At 40.1% G+C, this 20,102-nt stretch carries 20 protein-coding genes and 2 pseudogenes; 20 read left to right on the top strand and 2 right to left on the bottom strand.

Translation table 11 applies throughout. The features are described from left to right. Positions 1–36: 36 nt before the first annotated feature. Positions 37–214: pseudogene (locus tag G3352_RS12035) on the bottom strand (transposase); the annotation flags it as partial. 57 nt (positions 215–271) lie between these two features. Here G3352_RS12035 and G3352_RS12040 point away from each other — a divergent pair. From G3352_RS12040 to G3352_RS12090, 11 genes and pseudogenes are all read left to right on the top strand, one after another. Continuing rightward, a complete protein-coding gene (locus G3352_RS12040) occupies positions 272–1,396 on the top strand; it encodes a GntR family transcriptional regulator (protein WP_163756717.1) in 1,125 nt (374 codons plus the stop codon). A gap of 428 nt (positions 1,397–1,824) precedes the next feature. Then, positions 1,825–3,126 carry an ABC transporter substrate-binding protein gene (locus G3352_RS12045; RefSeq protein WP_163756719.1) on the top strand — a complete coding sequence of 434 codons (1,302 nt, stop codon included), beginning with the start codon at positions 1,825–1,827 and terminating at the stop codon, positions 3,124–3,126. Between the two features lie 74 nt (positions 3,127–3,200). Further along, on the top strand, positions 3,201–4,136 hold the full coding sequence (locus G3352_RS12050) for a carbohydrate ABC transporter permease (protein ID WP_063564007.1): 936 nt from the start codon (positions 3,201–3,203) through the stop codon (positions 4,134–4,136). Positions 4,137–4,153: 17 nt separating this feature from the next. Beyond that, entirely contained in the window at positions 4,154–4,990 is an 837-nt protein-coding gene (locus G3352_RS12055) for a carbohydrate ABC transporter permease (protein WP_163756722.1), read from the top strand. Positions 4,991–5,254: 264 nt separating this feature from the next. Continuing rightward, positions 5,255–5,566 (top strand): hypothetical protein, encoded by a 312-nt coding sequence (locus G3352_RS12060; protein ID WP_163756724.1) that lies wholly within the window; start codon positions 5,255–5,257, stop codon positions 5,564–5,566. 211 nt (positions 5,567–5,777) lie between these two features. Continuing rightward, positions 5,778–6,212, top strand: a complete 435-nt coding sequence (locus G3352_RS12065; RefSeq protein WP_163756726.1) for a 3-hydroxyacyl-ACP dehydratase FabZ family protein — start codon at positions 5,778–5,780, stop codon at positions 6,210–6,212. Positions 6,213–6,324: 112 nt separating this feature from the next. Further along, a complete protein-coding gene (locus G3352_RS12070; RefSeq protein ID WP_163756728.1) occupies positions 6,325–6,750 on the top strand; it encodes a hypothetical protein in 426 nt (141 codons plus the stop codon). Between the two features lie 163 nt (positions 6,751–6,913). After that, positions 6,914–7,204 carry a hypothetical protein gene (locus G3352_RS12075; RefSeq protein ID WP_240343033.1) on the top strand — a complete coding sequence of 97 codons (291 nt, stop codon included), beginning with the start codon at positions 6,914–6,916 and terminating at the stop codon, positions 7,202–7,204. 108 nt (positions 7,205–7,312) lie between these two features. Beyond that, a complete protein-coding gene (locus G3352_RS12080; RefSeq protein ID WP_240343034.1) occupies positions 7,313–8,194 on the top strand; it encodes an alpha/beta fold hydrolase in 882 nt (293 codons plus the stop codon). 89 nt (positions 8,195–8,283) lie between these two features. Next, positions 8,284–8,895 carry a phosphotransferase-like protein gene (locus G3352_RS12085; RefSeq protein WP_163756732.1) on the top strand — a complete coding sequence of 204 codons (612 nt, stop codon included), beginning with the start codon at positions 8,284–8,286 and terminating at the stop codon, positions 8,893–8,895. Positions 8,896–9,057: 162 nt separating this feature from the next. Then, positions 9,058–10,208: pseudogene (locus G3352_RS12090) on the top strand (IS3 family transposase). Between the two features lie 130 nt (positions 10,209–10,338). Here G3352_RS12090 and G3352_RS12095 read toward each other — a convergent pair. Further along, positions 10,339–10,869 carry a hypothetical protein gene (locus tag G3352_RS12095; RefSeq protein ID WP_163756734.1) on the bottom strand — a complete coding sequence of 177 codons (531 nt, stop codon included), beginning with the start codon at positions 10,867–10,869 and terminating at the stop codon, positions 10,339–10,341. A 280-nt stretch (positions 10,870–11,149) separates the two neighbouring features. On the opposite strand from G3352_RS12095, the gene G3352_RS12100 reads away from it, so the two are divergent. The 9 genes from G3352_RS12100 to G3352_RS12140 form a co-directional block, all read left to right on the top strand. After that, positions 11,150–11,428, top strand: coding sequence for a hypothetical protein (locus tag G3352_RS12100; RefSeq protein WP_163756736.1), 279 nt, complete (start codon positions 11,150–11,152; stop codon positions 11,426–11,428). A 136-nt stretch (positions 11,429–11,564) separates the two neighbouring features. Next, positions 11,565–12,605 carry an ABC transporter substrate-binding protein gene (locus G3352_RS12105; RefSeq protein ID WP_163756738.1) on the top strand — a complete coding sequence of 347 codons (1,041 nt, stop codon included), beginning with the start codon at positions 11,565–11,567 and terminating at the stop codon, positions 12,603–12,605. A 1-nt stretch (position 12,606) separates the two neighbouring features. Beyond that, a complete protein-coding gene (locus G3352_RS12110) occupies positions 12,607–13,383 on the top strand; it encodes an IucA/IucC family C-terminal-domain containing protein (RefSeq protein WP_163756740.1) in 777 nt (258 codons plus the stop codon). A 45-nt stretch (positions 13,384–13,428) separates the two neighbouring features. After that, positions 13,429–15,150 carry a helix-turn-helix domain-containing protein gene (locus G3352_RS12115; protein WP_163756742.1) on the top strand — a complete coding sequence of 574 codons (1,722 nt, stop codon included), beginning with the start codon at positions 13,429–13,431 and terminating at the stop codon, positions 15,148–15,150. A gap of 294 nt (positions 15,151–15,444) precedes the next feature. Continuing rightward, positions 15,445–16,182: a UMP kinase gene (gene pyrH, locus G3352_RS12120; RefSeq protein WP_076290102.1), complete on the top strand. Its 738-nt coding sequence runs from the start codon at positions 15,445–15,447 to the stop codon at positions 16,180–16,182. A 582-nt stretch (positions 16,183–16,764) separates the two neighbouring features. Next, positions 16,765–17,331: a hypothetical protein gene (locus G3352_RS12125; RefSeq protein WP_163756744.1), complete on the top strand. Its 567-nt coding sequence runs from the start codon at positions 16,765–16,767 to the stop codon at positions 17,329–17,331. Between the two features lie 343 nt (positions 17,332–17,674). After that, positions 17,675–18,280, top strand: a complete 606-nt coding sequence (locus G3352_RS12130) for an oxidoreductase (RefSeq protein ID WP_163756746.1) — start codon at positions 17,675–17,677, stop codon at positions 18,278–18,280. Positions 18,281–18,506: 226 nt separating this feature from the next. Further along, on the top strand, positions 18,507–18,911 hold the full coding sequence (locus G3352_RS12135; RefSeq protein WP_163756748.1) for a hypothetical protein: 405 nt from the start codon (positions 18,507–18,509) through the stop codon (positions 18,909–18,911). Positions 18,912–19,189: 278 nt separating this feature from the next. Next, positions 19,190–20,102: hypothetical protein (locus G3352_RS12140; protein WP_163756750.1), on the top strand; the 913-nt coding region annotated here is incomplete at its 3' end.

Genomic DNA, 20,102 nt, shown 5'->3' on the forward strand with positions numbered 1-20,102 from the left:
GGACGGCTTTTTTTGTTCATTTGGGGTTCGAGAGTTTTCTTCACGGACCTTCAATACCATCGTATCCACTAAGATAAACGGGAATCGGCTGTCGACTAAGGGACGGTTATTCCATGCCCCTACCATGGGGTTTAACTGTAAGCAGAGGTCTGACACAATAGACTTGGAAAACGCCATGCCACAGAAGTTCGCCAGTAATCTGAGTAACTTTGCGAATTACTTCTTGTGTAATATACTTAGTATATTAATATTATGATGTCAGGGTGGTTTTGTGGAATTGCATTTATACGAGCAGATATATGTCTCTATTGTACAAGAGATTAAAGAAGGTCGATTAAAAGAAGGAGACCGAGTCTCTTCTGAAAAAGAGTTGGCTGAAAAATTTGGCGTCAGTCGTATTACATCTAAAAAGGCTCTGGAGAAATTGGCAGATTCTGGGGTTATTAAAAGAATACAAGGAAAAGGTTCATATGTGGCCGATGGTATAATTGGAGGACAAGAACCGAAGCACTATTCAGAGGTAATAACGACCTTGGTGCCTGAGGATGATAAGCGGTTGATCGGTTTTATTATACCGAATTTTTCTGACGAGTTTGGCCTACAACTTCTTAGATCGATGGAAAAGCGGAGTGCTGAGCATAATTATCAACTCATTATCAAGCGAACTTGCGGGGATCGGGATGAGGAAAAACGCGCGATCGACTTATTTATTGGTTTGGGCATCAAAGGATTAATCGTGACCCCCATTCATGGTCAACACTATAATTCGGAGCTGCTTCGACTTGTATTAGATCGATTTCCGATTGTTTTGGTCGATAGATATCTAAAAGGAATTCCGGTTTGTTCGGTATACACAGACAATAAGAAAGCAGCCATGGATCTTACGCGTCATCTGATTAGCAAAGGTCATAAAAAAATTGCCTTTTTATCTCCGCCGGAAGAGAACACTTCAACATTGGAGGAAAGGCTGCTCGGATATACGTTTGCCTTCACCCAAGAAGGAATGAACTTGAACAAAGATTATGTATTGACCAACTTGAAGGGCACCCTTCCCATGAACATAAACGGGACAGCGATTGATAGTGATAAAGAAACAGTAAAGCATTTTTTAAAACAACACCCTGATGTAAAGGCGTTTGTCGCGTCGGAATTTCTAATAGCTACCATGCTGGCTCAAGTCATCCACTCCATGGGGAAATCTCTGGAGGAATTCGAGATTGTTTGTTTCGACTCCCTGAACGATCACTTGGGTCAACCCATCTTCACACATATTAAGCAGGATGAGAATCAGATGGGTGAATTGGCAGTGGATATGCTAATCTCTCAGTTGCATGGAACAGCAGTTCCCGAGCTGAACATCATTGAACATCGTATGGTCGTGAAAAATAACAGGTAGGGTTAATACAAGCGCAGCTCAACAAAATCAAGCATATTGTTCAAGGTGTCGAGAAGTCCCCGGAGGCTTACCGGCACTTTTTTTGATATCAGAAATAAAACTTTGAAACATGGACCTTCCTGACCTGGGAGATGAACGAACCTCGAAACGTCGATTTATATATCTAATTATAACCATACGTCATAAATATTTATGTCGTAATATTGCAATTGACATGCTTCGTAATGTCATATTAATATACTTAGTATAATTAGTATAGCCAGTAGGATTCTTATAACAAATTCACTTTGTTCATCATTTTCTGATTTTAATAGTTCATATCACCAATCTTGTTAGCGCTTACATAAAATGTGGATTGATCAGAAAATGGAGTGGATTCTATAGGAATTCAAGTTAAACTAATTAATTTAACTTAAGGGGGACTTTGAATGAGGAGATCCAAAAAATTCGCATTTCCAATTCTTGTTTACTTTCTGGCTATGTCACTACTTGTAACCGCTTGCTCAACGAAGGGAGACTCAAGCGATCAGGCCGGAGAGGGGAATACAACGGTTACGATGTGGCATGGTCTTACCTCCATTGATTTAGATAATTTGAATAAAGTCGTGAAGGCATTTGAAGAGAAAAATCCTACCATCAAAATGAAATTGGTTTATACAGAATCCAGCGAGGGATCCGATCAGAAGCTGCTGACTGCAGTCGCAGGCGGCAATCCTCCTGACGTTGCACTTTTCGACCGGTTTAAGGTCGGTACTTGGGCTGCGCAAGGTTCTCTGACTGACTTATCCTCGATGGCAGCAGAATCTGGAATTCTTAAGGAAATGTATTATCCATTTGCTTGGGAGGAGTCCAGTTATCAAGGAAAGCTTTATGCAATGCCGATGGATACGGACTCTCGCCTGCTATTTTACAATAAGGATCATTTCAAAGAAGTAGGGCTCGATCCCAACAAACCACCACAAACGATCGCCGAGCTTGAAGCTGCCGCCGAAAAGTTAACCATTAAGGAAGGTAAACGTTTCAAACGGATCGGGTTCATCCCATGGTATTCGCAAGGCTGGCTGTACACTTGGGGATGGGCATTTGGAGGAGAATTCCAGGACGCTGCCACCGGCAAAATTACCGCAAATGATCCTAAAGTCGTTGAAGCGCTACAATGGATGACCGACTTCGGCAAAAAATACAATGTCGAGGATATTGCCGGATTCACAAGCGCAGCTGGCACGGAGGAAATGGATCCGTTCATTTCCGGTCAAGTCAGCATGAAGATAAGTGGAAACTTTACGGTGAAGGGTATCGAAAAATTTAAGCCGGATTTAAATTACGGTGTTGCACCAATACCGACCCCAACAGGTACTAATTTTACGACATGGTCGGGAGGCGGGTCCGCTATTATCCCTAAAGGCGCCAAGAACGTCGCTGCTGCTTGGAAATTCCTCGAATTCTTAGGGAAAGAAGAGGGGCAAACGTTATTAAACGCTGACTCTCAAATTTCCGTTATCGATTCGGTTAACGACAAATACGGTTACAAGGACGACCCGATTATGAAGGAATTTATTGATATCTTGCCCAATTCACACAACCGCCCGGTTATTCCTGAAGGACAGCTGTTGTGGAATGAGTTAGCTTCCGCTACGGAAAAGGCTACCCGCGGTAACGGTACTCCGAAAGAGAACCTGGATAGAGTAACAGAGACTATTAATAAGGCTTTAGAAAAATACGACAAATAGGGTGCTTGGTAGGCAGGGAGAGAACTCTCTCTCTCCTTGCCTATTAATGAATGACAATTGGAAGGAGAATGCAAATGGCGAAACTGGCCGATTCAGTTCAAGTAAACGCAATTCCATCGGCAAGGAAACGAGCACTCCACAGAACTAACGTGATTGGGTGGCTGTTTGCTTCACCTTGGGCTATAGGGCTGCTATGCTTTTATGCAATTCCGATGCTAATGTCCATCTACTTCAGCTTCACTACTTACAGCATTCTGCAGCCTGGTGAATTTGTCGGAATGAGTAATTATATAGATCTATTTCATGATCCTCTGTTTTGGAAATCCATATACAACACGCTTTATTTCACCGTATTTTTTGTTCCATTAAGTATATTTTTCGGTGTGGCACTCGCTATGATGTTGAATATGAAGGTCAAGGGGATGGCTATATTCAGAACGATCTTTTTCTTGCCTACACTTGTTCCACAAGTGGCTTTGGCTGTTCTGTGGATGTGGCTGTTACATCCAAACTTCGGATTGGTGAACGGGATGTTAGCGAATATCGGTATCGATGGACCTTCTTGGCTTGGTGGTGAGTCGTGGTCCAAGCCTTCGCTCATCTTGATGTCGCTTTGGGGTATTGGGCAAGCCGTCGTCATCTACCTTGCTGGATTAGGAGACATCCCTGATGAGTACTATGAAGCAGCGCAGATCGATGGAGCTAACTGGTTTCAGAAAACGAGAAAGGTAACCCTGCCTTTGCTCACTCCCGTTATTTTCTACAACCTTGTCATGGGAATGATCGGTGCATTCCAACAGTTTACTCTTCCCTACACGTTGACCAAAGGGCAAGGAACTCCTGCAAATTCCATGACTTTTTACGTCATGTATTTATATGAGAACGGATTCAGGTATTTTAAAATGGGTTATGCCTCCGCAATGGCCTGGATCTTATTTATTATCGTTATGGCATTAACCGGAATTATTTTTATTACATCTAAACGCTGGGTTCATTATCAAGGGAAATAAGGAGGGGGAAGTAAGGGATGAATCCTACCGCTATCAAAAGAATCAATCGTGCGTTAGCCTATGTATGTCTAATTGTTGCTTCTGCATTTTTCATTATTCCGTTCATTTGGCTGCTCTCCACTTCTCTTAAACCACTCACACAAATCTTTACATTCCCACCAGAGTGGATTCCGCATCCAATTCTGTGGAGTAATTATTCCCGTGCCGTTGAGTATATCCCTTTCTGGACATATCTGAGAAACACAGCGATTATAACAATCGTTAGTACACTTGGTGTGATCATATCCTGTCCCTTGGTTGCCTATAGTTTTGCCAAGTTAGAGTACCGTGGGAGAGGTATACTTTTCTTTGTGACCCTCGCTGTTATGATGATCCCCGGACAGGTGACGATGATTCCTCTATTCCTGCTGTTTACTAAATTAGGTTGGGTAGGAACATCTCTTCCACTGATTGTACCCCAATTTTTTGGAGTGCCCATTTACATTTTTCTATTGCGACAGTTTTTCATGGGACTGCCTGATGCCCTGCGCGAAGCGGCTCGCTTAGACGGCGCTAGTGAATTCCGCATATATTTACAGATCATGTTTCCACTAGCCAAATCCGCCGTTTTAGCCGTGGCATTGTTTCAATTTATGGGGAGCTGGACTGATTTCATGGGCCCCTTGCTCTATTTAACCAATGAACCATCTTACACGGTTTCGCTCGGATTGCAGCAATTTCAGAGTCAAAAGGGATCTGAATGGGGGCTATTAATGGCTGTATCCACCTTGATGACATTACCTATTATTGTTTTGTTCTTTTTTCTTCAAAAGACGTTTATTAGCGGCATTACATTTAGCGGTATAAAAGGTTGAACATCATAACGCTGGATAGGTCTGTTTGAAAAAAAGTTAATAAGCAAATAGGCAGCGATGTGTAAAGCAGAAGCTGCCTTTTTGCGTACCAAAATAAGGAGATTCAGGATCTCCTCGACCACTCAAGCCTGAAGACAACCTGTCGGAGATGGAGGATTAGCCCTCTCTTTATCTAATAATATATATGGGAGCATTAAGCGAATTCGTAGAAAAGACGTTATCTGAAATCCCCAAGAGTGAAAAAACAGAAGGAGGTTGATTAACATGAAACAATTGCCAGTCATCTTTTCTTTCTTATTTATTATTTTGGGAATTTGTATTATTACTATCTCAAAGATAATTGAAGAAGTGATTCCAAAGCTGGGATTTGCAGCATATCAGGCCGCTGCAGCCGGGTCTTATACTCCAGATAATTATTATGTGAACTTTGAGCTCAATTATTGGATCGGGGCTATATGTATTCTGAGTGGCATTGTTTATTTGATTAGTAAAACAAATTTTATTCAAAACTACATAAATGAAGTGAAGTTAAGAAACAAAGAATTTGACGAAAGTAATAAAAACAATTACGAATAAAAAAATTAAAACTCGAAAAGGTATAGGTTAGCTATTCAAGAAGTTGGGCCATCAGATAACAATATATTAACGCTTCACCCTAGCGGTCCTCGGCCCGGAAGGTGGATATCGAAGTAGCAGGAGCTGCCGGACTCATCTGACTACGTCGGACGTTGTGAATACAGGCACGTTATCGGAAATTATTACAATTTATAAAAAAGGAGTCTCTTAAATGGTTAATATTCAAGATATTCTGCCACATAGGTATCCATTTTTGTTCATTGATAAAGTACTGGAAGTCGAAAAAAACAAATGGGCTAAGGGATATAAAAATGTTTCAAGTAATGAGTGGTATATGAATGAACGGAATGCTGCTATTCCAAGTACATTGGTAATAGAGGCTTTGGCTCAGTTAGGTGCTTTTGCAGTCATTTCAGAAGAGAATGGTGTAGGATTTCTTTCTTCACTTAAAGGAATTGAAGTGATTGGTCAAGCATTTTCGGGAGATCGGATAGATTTATACTATGAGATCATTAAAAACAAGCGTGGATTTGTAGTGGGAAGAGGAGTAGCCTCAGTAGGAAATCAAGTAATTATAAATGCAGAAGAAATCATGATATATTTACAACCTACTATTAAGCAATCCGAAGAAGGCAACAAATTGTGATAACAGAGTATTCATGCTGCGGGCTGACGCTCTTGGTTCGCAAGATGAGTCAAAAAAACAATAAAGAAAGTGAGAAAGATTGATTAATAGCTAGGAAGAATGGAGATAGTGAATGATTGCCCAATTCTCAGGAAGCCAAAAACTTCAAAACATATTAAAAATAATAGAAATAGAGCCTGAAAACTATTCTGATGTAGAAATCGTTCAATGTGTAGCTAAATTCCTACCAAGCTATAATGGTGATGGAGCTGCAAAAGGATATTTCTCTATTATTTCGCATCTTTGTTATTATAGACCCGATCTTGAATTTCCATTAATGAAAGTTGCATTGAGACCTTTATATTATCTTGGAATTGAAGATCCAGATCTTGTTATCGAATGGGTTCAATTATATGTAAGTGACATAAACACCAATTATTATTACACATCTAAACAAGGTAATGCATGGATTAAAGAAAGCTTGAAAAGTAAGCGCGACATTATAGCCGCGATTTTTAAAGAAATAGATTGTGAAGATAATACTGAATGGGACAGATAAATTAAGATACACCGGGAGTAGATATTTGTATGGTGAACGGAGAGATTCTAAGCGCCCCAGGTCATGTTGTATTAAAAATGGATCAGGGTCACCTATTCGTCCCATTTTGTTGGCGAAATTCCTGGGAGGCCAGGAGAAGGCCTGCAAAGAAGGAGTTATCACGATGAAGATAGAACCTAATAAAGAGTTTGCTTGTAAGCTAGGCATTATGCTGGGGAGTAAATTAATCTGGTACAAGCATTTTCAGCCTTTTTGTGATGACATTATCCTTGAATACACGAAGCCGCCGTACTGGATCATCGAATTAGCTACGGTACGTTATCAAGGCAGCGCTATTGAAATCGTTAACAAATACATCCACTCCGAACCTTGTATCACTTATTACAATAGTAAACATTTCGATCAATACATTGCTTGTTTGTACATAAAGTACGACAGAAGAGATACAGAATAAGTTTCGGGATGAGATCCTTGAAATGCAGGCGATCTATGATGTGTTCAGGGAGTATTTTCAACAATATATTAAGAGGAAAGAGAAGCATCAAAATAAGAAGGGGAAATAATGATGCAACGATATAAAACTCTTCAAGGAAGACAACTCATATACGAGTCGTATGACAAGTTGTTACATTTGTATGGCGTGCATTATGAAGAGAAGCGTATCGAAACCAGCTTTGGAGAGACACATGTTATTACTGCCGGAGAATCTCAAAATCCGCCTTTGTTACTTTTTCATGGCACTGCAGATAACGCAGCAATGATGTGGGTGTACAATATGAACGAGTTATCAAGAAAGTTTTTCGTCATAGCGGTTGATTCTATCGGTGGATCAGGGAAGAGTGAACCCAACGCGGAATATTTCAAAAGCTTTGACCAGGTAACATGGATCGATGAAATCATGGATGCCTTCTACCTTCACCATTCGTATATCTGTGGAGTGTCTTATGGCGCCTATCTGTCTTATTTTTACACGTTGAGAAGACCTGACAGAATAAGAAAAGCGATGTGCTTGGCAGGTAGAATTCCCACAAGTTCGTTTGAAGTCATCTCCAAAATGATGAAGGCCTTTCTGCCGGAAGCATTGTTCCCGTCGGAGAAAAATTGTGAGAAGCTTCTTAGAAAATTGAGCGGACCTAACTATTCGGTCTTTGCAAAGAATGAAGAATTAATGAGACACTGGTATTATCTTCTAAAATATTTTAATAACAAGTCTATGATGAAGCACAGGATTCAAATTGTCGGTGATTCGGAACTCAGCATCTTGAGAGAGAAGGTCAAGTTTCTGATCGGAGAATATGACATGCTCTCTAACTATCCAAGAGCGATACATAAGCTGGAGCGTAACAACCTGAATTTTGAGATCATTCGAGATGCCGGTCATGCCATTAACCACGAACAAGCGGATATCGTGAACAAGAAAATCATTGAATTTTGGAGTGAATGATATACAACAAGTAGAAATCAGCTCCGCCTTAGTGACACAATTGCTTACTCTGAAAGGTATTGCCAATTTTAATGATAAGGGTGATTAATGTGGAACGAGGACTCATTATATTTTTGAACGGAACGTCAAGTGCGGGGAAGACGAGCATCGCGATGGAATTGAAAAATCAGGGAGAGGTTCCGTTTCATCATCTATCTGTAGATCAATTTGCCCAAAATTATGATCAGTTTATCGACAATACATACCCAGATATGAAACCAACAAGAGAAGTGGAGCACCATGTGATGACAGATATCCTGTTCGACCCCATTAATTCGTTGTACTGTGCAACCACTAAACTGTTTTCGGAGATGGGTTTGAATGTCATCGTGGATACGGTCATCAGCAATGACAAGTGGTTTAACGGTTTTTATGATTTACTATCGGATTATCCGATATTGTTTGTAGGTGTGCACTGCTCGAAAGAAGAACTCACCAGAAGAGAGCAGAGCAGAGGAGATCGCGCGATCGGACTCGCCCATTCCCAGTTCGACTACATATACGCCTATGATGAATATGATCTGGAAGTGAATACGGAAGAGCTTAGCTCAGCTGCATGTGCGGAAAAGATATTAAGTTATATAAATTCCGAGCAGGAATACTCGGCATTTAAGAAATTAAGTAGAAGAGAGGTTAGTGTTTCACAGAACATCGATGCCTAAATAACATCATATTCATGCTTTAGGCGATACTGCACTTCGTTTTACTTGAGAAAAAAGAAGCCGGTGAATTAAATATCTGGTATTATCCCCTCAAGGTAGACAGTGAAAAAAGAGATCATGTTAAAATGAACTCAACACTGAAAACCGGAGGGGATTTTTGCTATGCCAGCTAAAAAAGGCCAAACCTTTAATCAATATAGTGAAGAAACGAAGAAAGAGGCTGTTCGTCTGCGATTGGAAGAAGGTTGGACATACAGTCGGATCATGGAGAAGTTTGGTATTAAGAGTGAGAGCCAGATTATTACTTGGGTACGGAAAAGCCAAAATGGAGAGAGTTTTGAGGATTATCGAGGACGTTGGACGAAGAAGCATTTTAGCAGTGCAGAAGAAGAAAATGCTTATCTGAAAGCGCAGGTAGAATATCTAAAAAAGCTCAATCCGAATTTGCACGGAGAGGGAAGCTGGATTTCGAAACCCGGTGCCAGTCCGTTCGAGAAATAAGCAAGTGGGCACCTGTGGTTTGGTTGTGTAAAATGGCTGAAATTTCTCGTGCAGGTTACTACAAATGGAAGAAGAATATCGTCCTCAGAGAGAAACGAGCAGATCGGGATGCGGATCTAAAAGCACATATTTTAGGCATTCACCGGCTTCGTCCTTATTTTGGCTACAAACGTATGCGAACCGCGTTAGGAAAGGAAGGCCTCGTGGTGAATCACAAAAAGGTACGCCGCTTAATGAGAGAACTCTAGATTCGTTCCGTGATTCGCAAGAAACGTCCATTTGCTGGCCGGAAACCGTCCGTTCTGTTCCGTAATGTCTTAAATCGGGAATTCTCGGCGGCAGCTCCTCTGCAGAAGCTCGTGACGGATATTACGTATGTCCGGATTGGGCATGATTTTGCTTATCTCTCGGTTGTGATGGATCTATACAACAACGAGATTGTAGCTTGGGAACTCTCCGAGCGAAATGACTTAAAACTCGTTATGGACACGGTGAAGAAACTGAAATGTGGACCTACCTTGCTCCATTCCGACCAGGGGTTCCAGTATACAACACAGAGCTATGCCAAGTTGCTTGAAGAGAAGAAGCTAACAGGAAGCCATTCTCGGCGTGGGAACTGCTATGACAATGCATGTATTGAGTCGTTCTTCTCCCACTTAAAGACGGAGAAGTTGTATTTGGAGAAGCCACAGAATCTGGAGCAAGCAAGGAACCAAATTACAGAGTATATTTTGTTTTACAACAAGGAACGTTTCCAAAACAAACTCGGCGACCTCTCCCCGATTGAATTCAGGGAAAAAGTCGCCGCTTAATGGAATTTCTCTTTTTTTATTGTCTACTTGACGGGGCTATGACCAATCCGGCTTCTTTTTTTCGAACTCTCACAATAAAGAAAAGATTCTCCCTACACAAAGCGTTGAGTAAACTGCTAAGTTAAGTTTTTTACTTTTTTATTTTGTCTAAAGGTACGTTAATAGTTGTTGACTCCATCGGGGTTACGGTTGTTCCATTTTGCTCAATCAAGGAAATCGTTAATTCTATAGATTCTTGATTGTCTAAATCAATAGAAATCGACCTGCGTTGAAACTCATCAAACAAGCCTTCAGCTTTAACAAAGGTATCTTGATCATACAATTGTCCGTTTTTATCGCGGATCGTAACTTGAAAAATTCGATCTGGAATCTTTTTAGATGGATTCGGTTGATACTCTCTTTTACTGTACCATAAGCCAAATTGCAGTTTTTTTGAATTAGGCAGGTAGTAGAGCTTAGTAAGATGCACTTTCGAATCAGACAAAGTCTGATTTTGATCTGTAAGTTGAATTGGCTCTTCATGGTTATTATATGGATCTTCCCATTGTAATGGTAATGTAGATCCTGTTTTATGAGAGATGAGTTCTCTGTCTGCATACCAATAAATCCCTACTAGAATAATGATGACTGATAGAAGTAAAATGATAACATTTCTTTTCACATAACATCCCTACCATCTTTAATTGTTAGACCGTTCCGTTTTGTATTTTGATGATAATCATTATTAAACCATATAATGGATTTTAAATGAGTGAAAGTGAATTATATTCATTAGCCGGTAAAAAGAATAGAATATTGGTATTTGTTTGGGGAGAGAGATTTCCCCGAATAAAATACCCGTCGGTTCAATCGTCTACTGTTATCCATCCAGAGAAATTGATTGCTAGTTTGCTTGGATGAAGCTATATACATCTTGAAATGATGGTAAGGAGGGCGACTCTATGAATCCAGAAGATCATATCCAACACATGTTACAGGCAATCATTGAGAAAACACAATCCATCATCAACGACAGTCGTAAGCAATCTTTTGGCTCTTTAGAGTATTTCTTGGAGCATGTTCTAGTGTATCGAGTTAAACAGCAATACATGTCTAACGAGTGGCATATCCGCACACCGCGCTGGCTAGGGGAGTATGGAAATACGCCGGAGGAAGAAGAGCTCCTTTCAGACATCTACCGACTGCAAGCGTATATCGCTGAGAAATTAAAGGGCGGATAAGCGGCTGGTGATGTCGTATTAGTCCGACTCAAATGTCGCAAAAGTACATGGTAACGCGATGCGGAGATCGTTTATACTCTCTTTATGTTTCGATAATGAAAATCATTATCAGTATTATACATAAGGGGGATTCATCATGAATCAAGGAACAAAGGGGCAGGCTGCCGGAAGCAAGGCATATGCTGCTCGCAAATCACGATTATTCATGGGCTTGATGTTAGCCCTTATTCTTGTCCTGACGGCTTGCGGGGCCGGAACAGGTACAGATAGCGGCAAGCAGTCTGCGGAAACGCCAGCGGAGACACCTGCGAATGAAGAAACTCAGACTACTGGAGCTTTTCCCGTAACGATCACGCATATGAAGGGTGAGCTGACGCTAAACGAAAAACCTAAGAAAATTGCGGTGCTTGATGTTAAGTTTCTTGATCAAATGTTAGCGGTTGGCGAGAAGCCGGCTGGCAGTGTTATCGCTGGAGGCAACACCGATTTTCCTGAATACTTAGGCGATCAACCGAGTGACGTACAGGTTCTGGGTACACGGGACGAGCCTAATCTGGAAGCGATTGTAGCCCTAGGTCCGGATATGATTATCATGACCGACTTTCAAGAGAAACAGTATGAGAGTGTAAGCAAAATTGCACCTACCCTTGTACTCGACTTCTACGAAGACTGGCGTGATACGTTAGCCACAGTTGCTAAAATTACAGACAAACAGGACGAGGCAGAGAAAGTGCGTACTGCATATGAGGACAAAGTCGCTGGACTGAAAACGAAGCTGTCAGAGAAAATGGGAGATGAAACGGTAGCGCTAATTCGTCCGAGAAAAGAAGGCATTCGTGTTCATGGGATTGAGCATCGTACAGGTGTTATTCTGTATCAGGATCTGGGCTTGAATATGCCTGCACTGGTTGAGGGAATCAAGGATGATACTTCTGTTGAAATCTCAATGGAGAAGGTGCCTGAGATTGGTGCAGATCGTTATTTTGTACTGTCAGATGAACTGTTTGCGGCAGAAGCTGAGGCTATGGTAAGTAATCCGGTGTGGAAGTCCCTTGATGCTGTGAAAAATAACCGCACGTATGACGTAAACTCAACACTTTGGATCGCATATTACGGACCTCTTGCGATTAATCTTATTGTAGATCAGGCATCGGAAGCTCTGCTCGGATCGAATTAATATGAACTCATATCTCTCGACAGACTTATGGAAAGAGACCGTGGAGGATCATTCGATTTTGCTTGGTGAGCCGCCTGAACATAGTGTCCGTACCATTGCTCTGAGTGAGCTGCGTGACGAAGCGGCATGCCGAGAGTATATCAGTTGGTTTCAGGAGTACATTGATGCGCCTGACATGAAGGTTGCCGCTTCGATGTTAGCCAAGCGAATTGGCTATCTGTGGACGGCTCCGCTGGTGACCGCGATGACTTTTCATCATCAGCATGTTTCGTTTCAGCTGGAGAACAGCTTTCTCTATCATCCGGCGCTCTCAGATCATGAAGGCGGCACACGATTTCCTTTTCTAGCGGTGAATGGACTTCGGGCAGAACCACTATCGGAAGACAGGGAATCCTCGCGGGAAAAGGTGGTAGAGGAGATGTTTGCAGTACAGCTTACACCGCTGTTAAAGACGCTTGCTGTAATTGCGCCTCTTTCCATGAGTATCCTTTGGGAGAATATCATGGTACGCATTGGCCGCCTATACACAACGGATGAAAACGAGACGGAGCAGGAAAGAGAGCAAATTCAGGCAGACTTTGCCTATCTGACGCAGGTGGCATCCGGGCAGATTTTCGGCGTGAGAAAGAATCCGTTAACTCGCTTCACCGAATGCAAAGACAATGGCTACGTTGCCAAAAGCGAGCGGATCACCTGTTGTTTTTATTATCAGATGTCAGGGGAATATTGCAGAAAATGTCCGAAAATTGACAATGAGAATAAATCTCAATTAAAATGACAACAGCAACCATTTTACCTTTGCTATTGTCAGGAGATGAGAGAAATGCCGCTGCAAGAACAGACAAGTCTATGGAGTGATACGACGATCAAGATGCTTGATGGGTATAGCGGTACTTTGCAGACAGGCAGTGTTCTTAGCGAATCAGAATTAACTTCAAATGTGTTGCTGCTGGCATGCGGAGGGGAAGGGGAGCTTGCAATGAATGGTGAGGTTTGCCACATTGGAGCTTCTTTTGCCTGTCATGTGGTGGAGGGCACATCCTTCACGCTGACCGCCAGATCAGACGAACTTTATTATATCGTGATCATGTACAAGGCTTCTTCCATGGAAGGAGCCTCTCATGTTATACCCTCGTATCGCAAACACCCACTGCAAACTTCGTTTATTCAGAATCCGGTGACCCAAGCGGAATGGATCGAGAATGCGGAAAAAATCGTTGCCAAATGGCGTCGTGGCGAAGGGCTGGAACGTTTTCATGCCAATGCGTTGCTCCAGGTGATGATCTACGAACTGATCATGGAGTATGAATGTGGTCAAGGCGGAGCAGAGTCCGACATGGTGGATGTTGTCGTGTCATATATATCATCGCATTATCGTCAGAATCTGGAGCTTAAAGAGCTGGCAGCCCTCGCTGGGTGCAGTGTAAGACAGTTGCAGCGACGATTCAAACAAGAGAAGCAGCTCGGACCGATGGAGTACGTCATCCAGCTGCGGATGGAGAATGCATCGCGGATGCTGCATCATACGGATGCTCCCATTGGGGAAATTGCTGACAAAATGGGCTACCGTGACATGTATTATTTCAGTAGGGCGTTTAAGAAATATTATGGCGTTCCTCCGCTTCGTTATCGGCTTGCTGCCGCTTCGGAAACAGATGCAAACTATGCTCATTCCTTGCTGCGGAATCGATTGGCTTCTTCGTATGAGTCAGCCCAAGGCCCGGTGATCTGCCATATGCGAGGAGAGTATACTGTCACCGAATCACCACAGCGTATCGCTGTACTCGATGTACAATATGCCGATCACCTGCTTGCGCTTGGGTTGCCTCCAACAGGAAGTGTAGGAGTGGGAAGTGCAGTGTTAACGTTCCCTCAATCGCTCCGGGCAGGACTTCAGCATACCGAATTGCTCGGCACGTATGAATACCCTGATCTGCTTGCGGTGGAGCGACTATCTCCGGATCTGATTATTTGCACCGAGGTGCATGATCAGCACGTTGAACGGCTAAGCTGGATTGCTCCAGTGCTCATGTTTAAGCGTAATGAGAGCTGGCAGACCATTCTGAGCGTGTTCGGTGAATTGACAGGCAAGCGAGCAGAGGCCAAGCAGATTATCGCGGATTATCACCGACGAACCGCATTACTGTCCGAAGAACTTGCTCCCGTACTGGCAGGCAAGAGTGTGGCACTGATCCGTCCGCTGGATTCTCTCGTTCGTGTACATTCTGCCGTGCATCGTACAGGTGCTGTGTTGTACCGTGATCTGGGTCTGCCTGTTCCTTTATTTGTCGCAGATACCTCCGACACAGCCTATCATATTTCCGTTGACAGACTACCAGCTGTACATGCGAGCCACTACTTTTTGCTTAGCAATGAGATCATGCAGGAGGGAATATCCGTGACAGAGCAGCGTGTCTGGGGGATGCTTGATGCGAGTGAGCGCCAGCACATACACTCGGTCGATGCCGCAACATGGATCGGCTGTTATGGACCGACAGGCATTAATGGCATTGTGGATCAGATTGAACAGGCGTTGTTGGCTTGAGGGGTTATGATTTTTTTGTTGTTTGTAAAACGGCAAGGTAGCTCTTTGATACGGCTCATCGTAAATCATATTATAACTTATTGAAATTGCTTGCAGATTTAATATTGACGGTAATTGCAATTTAGCCTCACGTAATGTAAAATTACTTGATGGAAAAAAACATGAAGGAGTGGGAGTATGAGGTGGAAACGGAAGACTTACATTCAGTCGACTTGCGTAATTTCATATTTTCATTCCATTAGGACACTAAAGCATTTATTGCTTTAGTGTTTTTATTTTATGGGGGTGTAATAATTGTCAAGGTACAAAAGGGTTCTCGTTAAGCTAAGTGGTGGAGCAGTAGCAGGAAACTCTGAATTTGGTTTTGAGCCAGAAAGGTTAGACCATATTGCGGATGAAATTATGTCAGTAGTAAATTTAGGCGTTGAAGTATCGTTAGTTATAGGTGGGGGTAACATTTTCAGAGGCAATATGGCGGAAAGCTGGGGGATAGAAAGGGCAGAAGCTGATAACATTGGGACGCTTGCGACCGTAGTAAATAGTTTAATGCTTCGTGGAGTTCTTAAAGCCAAGACCAAAAAAGAAGTACGAGTAATGACCGCAATACCTATTACTTCAGTTGCAGAACCATACATCCGTCTAAGAGCAATCCACCATCTAGAAAAAGGCTATATTGTAATTTTTGCAGGGGGGAACGGTCAACCTTACGTTACAACAGACTATCCTTCAGTACAAAGAGCCATCGAGGTTAATTGTGACGCTTTATTAGTTGCAAAGCAAGGTGTTGATGGTGTTCTTAATGCAGACCCTAAGTTTGATAAAGATGCAAGGAAATTTCGTTCGCTTCATTACAACGACGTTTTAAAACACAACTTAAAGGTAATGGACCAATCAGCTTTCATTTTAGCAAGAGACTACAATCTGCCAATGCATGTGTTTAACTTCGATAAACCAGGCTCGATGAAAGAAATCTGTGAGGGTAAGAATAACGGTACGATAATTAGTGGCGAATCAGTTTCAGAGTTGGAATGAAATATGTTAGCAATACTACTCTCCCTTGATTTAGCGAAACGATAGTTCCACAAAAGAAAAGTTCTATTCAAAATCCCACTCGGCCATGGAGTGGGATTTTGTTTATGGCTCCACAAAGTCAGACCTCCCAAGCTTAAAGCAAGTTAGATATTCAGAATCTTTTAAGTCGGGGTAATACCAGCATCGCTGCCAAGTGCAAGCGTATGGGTTAGATTGAAAATTGTTGTTTGTGATTTAGATAACATAAAGGTAACCTTATTCATAAATAATGTAAATTTTATGTCATTCCTCGCTTCAATTGCTCTGATATAATTTCTGCTAGAGCGAGCCTCCCAGTAAACAAGTAACAACTCAATCAGAACAAAACACTGAGGCAAAACTGATAAAGTCATCGGAAAGTAAAGAAAAAGTATCGCCCCATTAGTTATACAGTAGTGAAGAATTATTCGCTGTATGGAAGTAGCTTTTAGCACATGGTGATATAAAAAGAAGGAACAGAAGATTTTAATCCATACGGGGATTAATTCAGTTAGCAAGCGAGTAAACATGCGAAATCATAACTTCATAGTAGGAGTGTGAGATATGAAAAAAACAATATTGGCTTGTATGATGATAATTTTGATGCTAGCATCGGCTTGTGGAAATGTTGAAAAGACATCAAATCCCAATACTTCTAGTGAGCCTAAACCTGAAACTCAGGAGGCTATTATTCAAAAAAACACATCCGATTATTGTACGGTAGACCGTATAAGCTTGGATAGTGAAACTGAAAAATATTTCTATGGAACTTGGAAAGTTGAGAAGCTTTTAGGATTTGCAAATTCATATAATGATGCTTCTGAATATCCAACAGGGCAAAAATTTATTGGAGATAAAATTATAATCGAAAAAGACTTTTTTTCATCAAAAGGACTTAAAAAGTATAAGAAATATCAATATGAACTAAAAAATCCATTATATCAGATTACGGCGACATGCTATAACTCTGACTCTTTTTATAGATATTATAAAATAGATATCCCAGACTTACATATAAATGATGAAGTAAAGGCAATAGATATAAGTGACTCTTCTACAAAAATGAGCATACCTGTAAGTTTAAGCTTTTTAGCTGTTAATAACGATAGGCTTTTCTTGTTTATGTCGTAAAACGAGTAAACTGCAGTGTATTAACTGGATATTTGTGAGTATAACCCATGCCTTTACAAAATAAAGTTGCTTCTTCATTTCTTCGTCTCGTTAAGTTTCTATCATATGAAAATGCTTTGCTTACTAATTTTGAACAATTATCGTTTTCTTCTTTTGATCCGTATGGATAAGGGTTTGAGAAACTAATGATTATCCCTTATTCGCCAATTCACCTTCTTAAATGTAACAATATGGGTTATCATATACGTAGTTCAGGCACTAGTAGATGGAATATGTTGTATGTTAGAAATGCAAAAAAAATTAGATATTTTAGGAATTCAATTGACAATTACGAGGTGATTCAATGAGAAAAAATATTGCAATAATCATACTAATGGTTGGATTGATAATAAGCATGTACTTCAACTATCAATTCAAAGCGTACAAAGACAATCAAAAAGTTGATTACACGATTAAACTAAATCATGGAACTCAAATTGGTATAAAAGAATCCATCTACAATTTAGATAATGTGATAAAAAGCTTAGAGGACAATTCTTCGAAGGAAACAGTCATACACGCATTAGGAAATGTGGCAGTATCTTTGAAAGTGGGTGAAGAATCATTCGTCTTTCTGAAATCCGACTTCCGGGAAGATCAATTATCTTCAACCTATTTAATCTATAATGTGTTTAGAGATATGTATACGCATATAAGAGTAGAAATCATAGGCGAAATATTATCGAATAAGATATCGCTAGAAAAAGAATCGAGAAATCAACTAATTAAGGATATAGGAGTTCTTAAGCAAGATTTGGAGTATATTGATAGTCAATTTAACGAGGATATTCTGAAAGAACAAAGTCCTAAGTGGATTGAAAATAAATGGAAAGAGTTAATTGGAGAGATTGTAAATAGAAATACGGATTATAAGTTATATGAAAGAATGAAAATGAAATACAATTTATAAGAAGTTTGTGGAAGGTAATTGATATCTAGATAACAACATATCTACGCCGCGTTGCTTTCGCTTCTTGGTCTGTTGAGTATATTCGAAGAAGTGGAGTCAGCAGGTAACCCTACACCTGCACTACTAACCGCGTTGCGGGCAAGTCGCTGCGATACGGTTAAGTGGTAAGGGTGTGTAGATACACGAACGTTATGTGAAATACCAGAAAACCTAATAAGGAGAAGCTATGAACGAAAAAGCTAAAGGCAAATTAAAAAAGCAATTTCTATTCAACGTTCTATTTATTTTTATAATCGTAATTCAAGTATCTTCCAATAACTTAGCATATCACCCTCCTGCATGGACAACTGCATTATCAACTTTTTGCTTTATTGTATTTTGTATACTTGGCTGTGTAACATACTTTGATCTCAAGAAACAAGAGCAGTTCATAACAATTGGACAAATAGTTAATGTGAATAATAACATCGTAATAGTCAAAGGATTGGGACGAGGTAATAGCAAAATTAAAATAAATGATAGTCACATCGTGAATTTGATGCAACCAAATGAACTGATTGAAATAACGAAATTAAAATATTCAAAAATGATAACAAAAATAGTATATAAAGACCAAGAGATCTATCCTTAATCAAGTAATTGAAGAAGTGTGATACTTTACATAAAAATAGAGGATATATCCTCATACACCTCCAATGTAGAGGGAGAGAATGTAGATAAACAACATAAATTCTCGTCAATGCAACCTAAATTTAAGGTATGATCCTCTGCTAACAAAGTATTCTTGCTGTGGCTCCTTTGGAGCCTTGGTCTGCTGGAAGGAATTCGAAGAAGATTTCAGCAGACAACCCTACGGGTTCATGAATACATAAAAGTTATCTGAAATTGCAAAGAAAATGAGGTTGAGTTATGGATAATTATATTTATGAGATTTGGAAGAGTTTAAAAAAACATAAGTGGTTATATATAATATTTTCTATTATTATTGGATTGTATTTAATAAAAACTAAGCAATATCTTATATATGAAATAATCATTTCAACAGCTTTATTGAGCTACGAAATGTTTACAGAAAACATGGTTCCTATGTTATTTTTGCTAGTGCTAGTTATTATATGCTATATTTTGCTAAAAGTAAGTGACACAGAGTTTAATAAATTATTAGAGAGACATTATCCGGATTACAATAAATGGGATTCTAAAGATGTATATCCAATTAAAATAAGAGTTATTGAGGATAATAGAGGAAGTGAATCTATTCGTGAAGTTGTAATTTATAATGAACTTAAGGATAGTATTGAAACAATAAAGGGAAAAATAGACTTTTACAATGATAGAAAACGAGTTTTTTATGTACCTTTTGAAATTTCAGACTTAGACGTACATAGATCGGAAAGAGTTTATCATGATTCAATAAAAAAATCAGAGTATAGTTGGGACGAATTCAATATAAAAATAGAATTTATTAAGGCAGGAGAATATGAAAAGGAAAATTTGAAATTGTTTGGTGTGAAGTTTTATAGAACCCATTTTCTTATTTTAAATAAGTTTAACTATCTAAGAATATTTGGACGAAAAATATTGCCGTTTGAGATCTCATGGTTAAAAGAAAAATGGTTTAGATCAATATTACCAAGAATTAAGTGGCATTTCAGACTAAGAACTTTATATTCAATTGGAAAATCTCTACCTACTAGGGATTTTATAAAAGATGTATTAAAAAATCTATTGAGAATTGTTATTTCACTACCATTTATATTAGTTATCCTATGGTTTATTATAATGACATTTATTAAAATGGCTAACTTTATCTATAATTTAG

The sequence above is a fragment of the Paenibacillus sp. ALJ109b genome (assembly GCF_010747435.1).
Taxonomy (GTDB): Bacteria; Bacillota; Bacilli; order Paenibacillales; family Paenibacillaceae; genus Paenibacillus; species Paenibacillus taichungensis.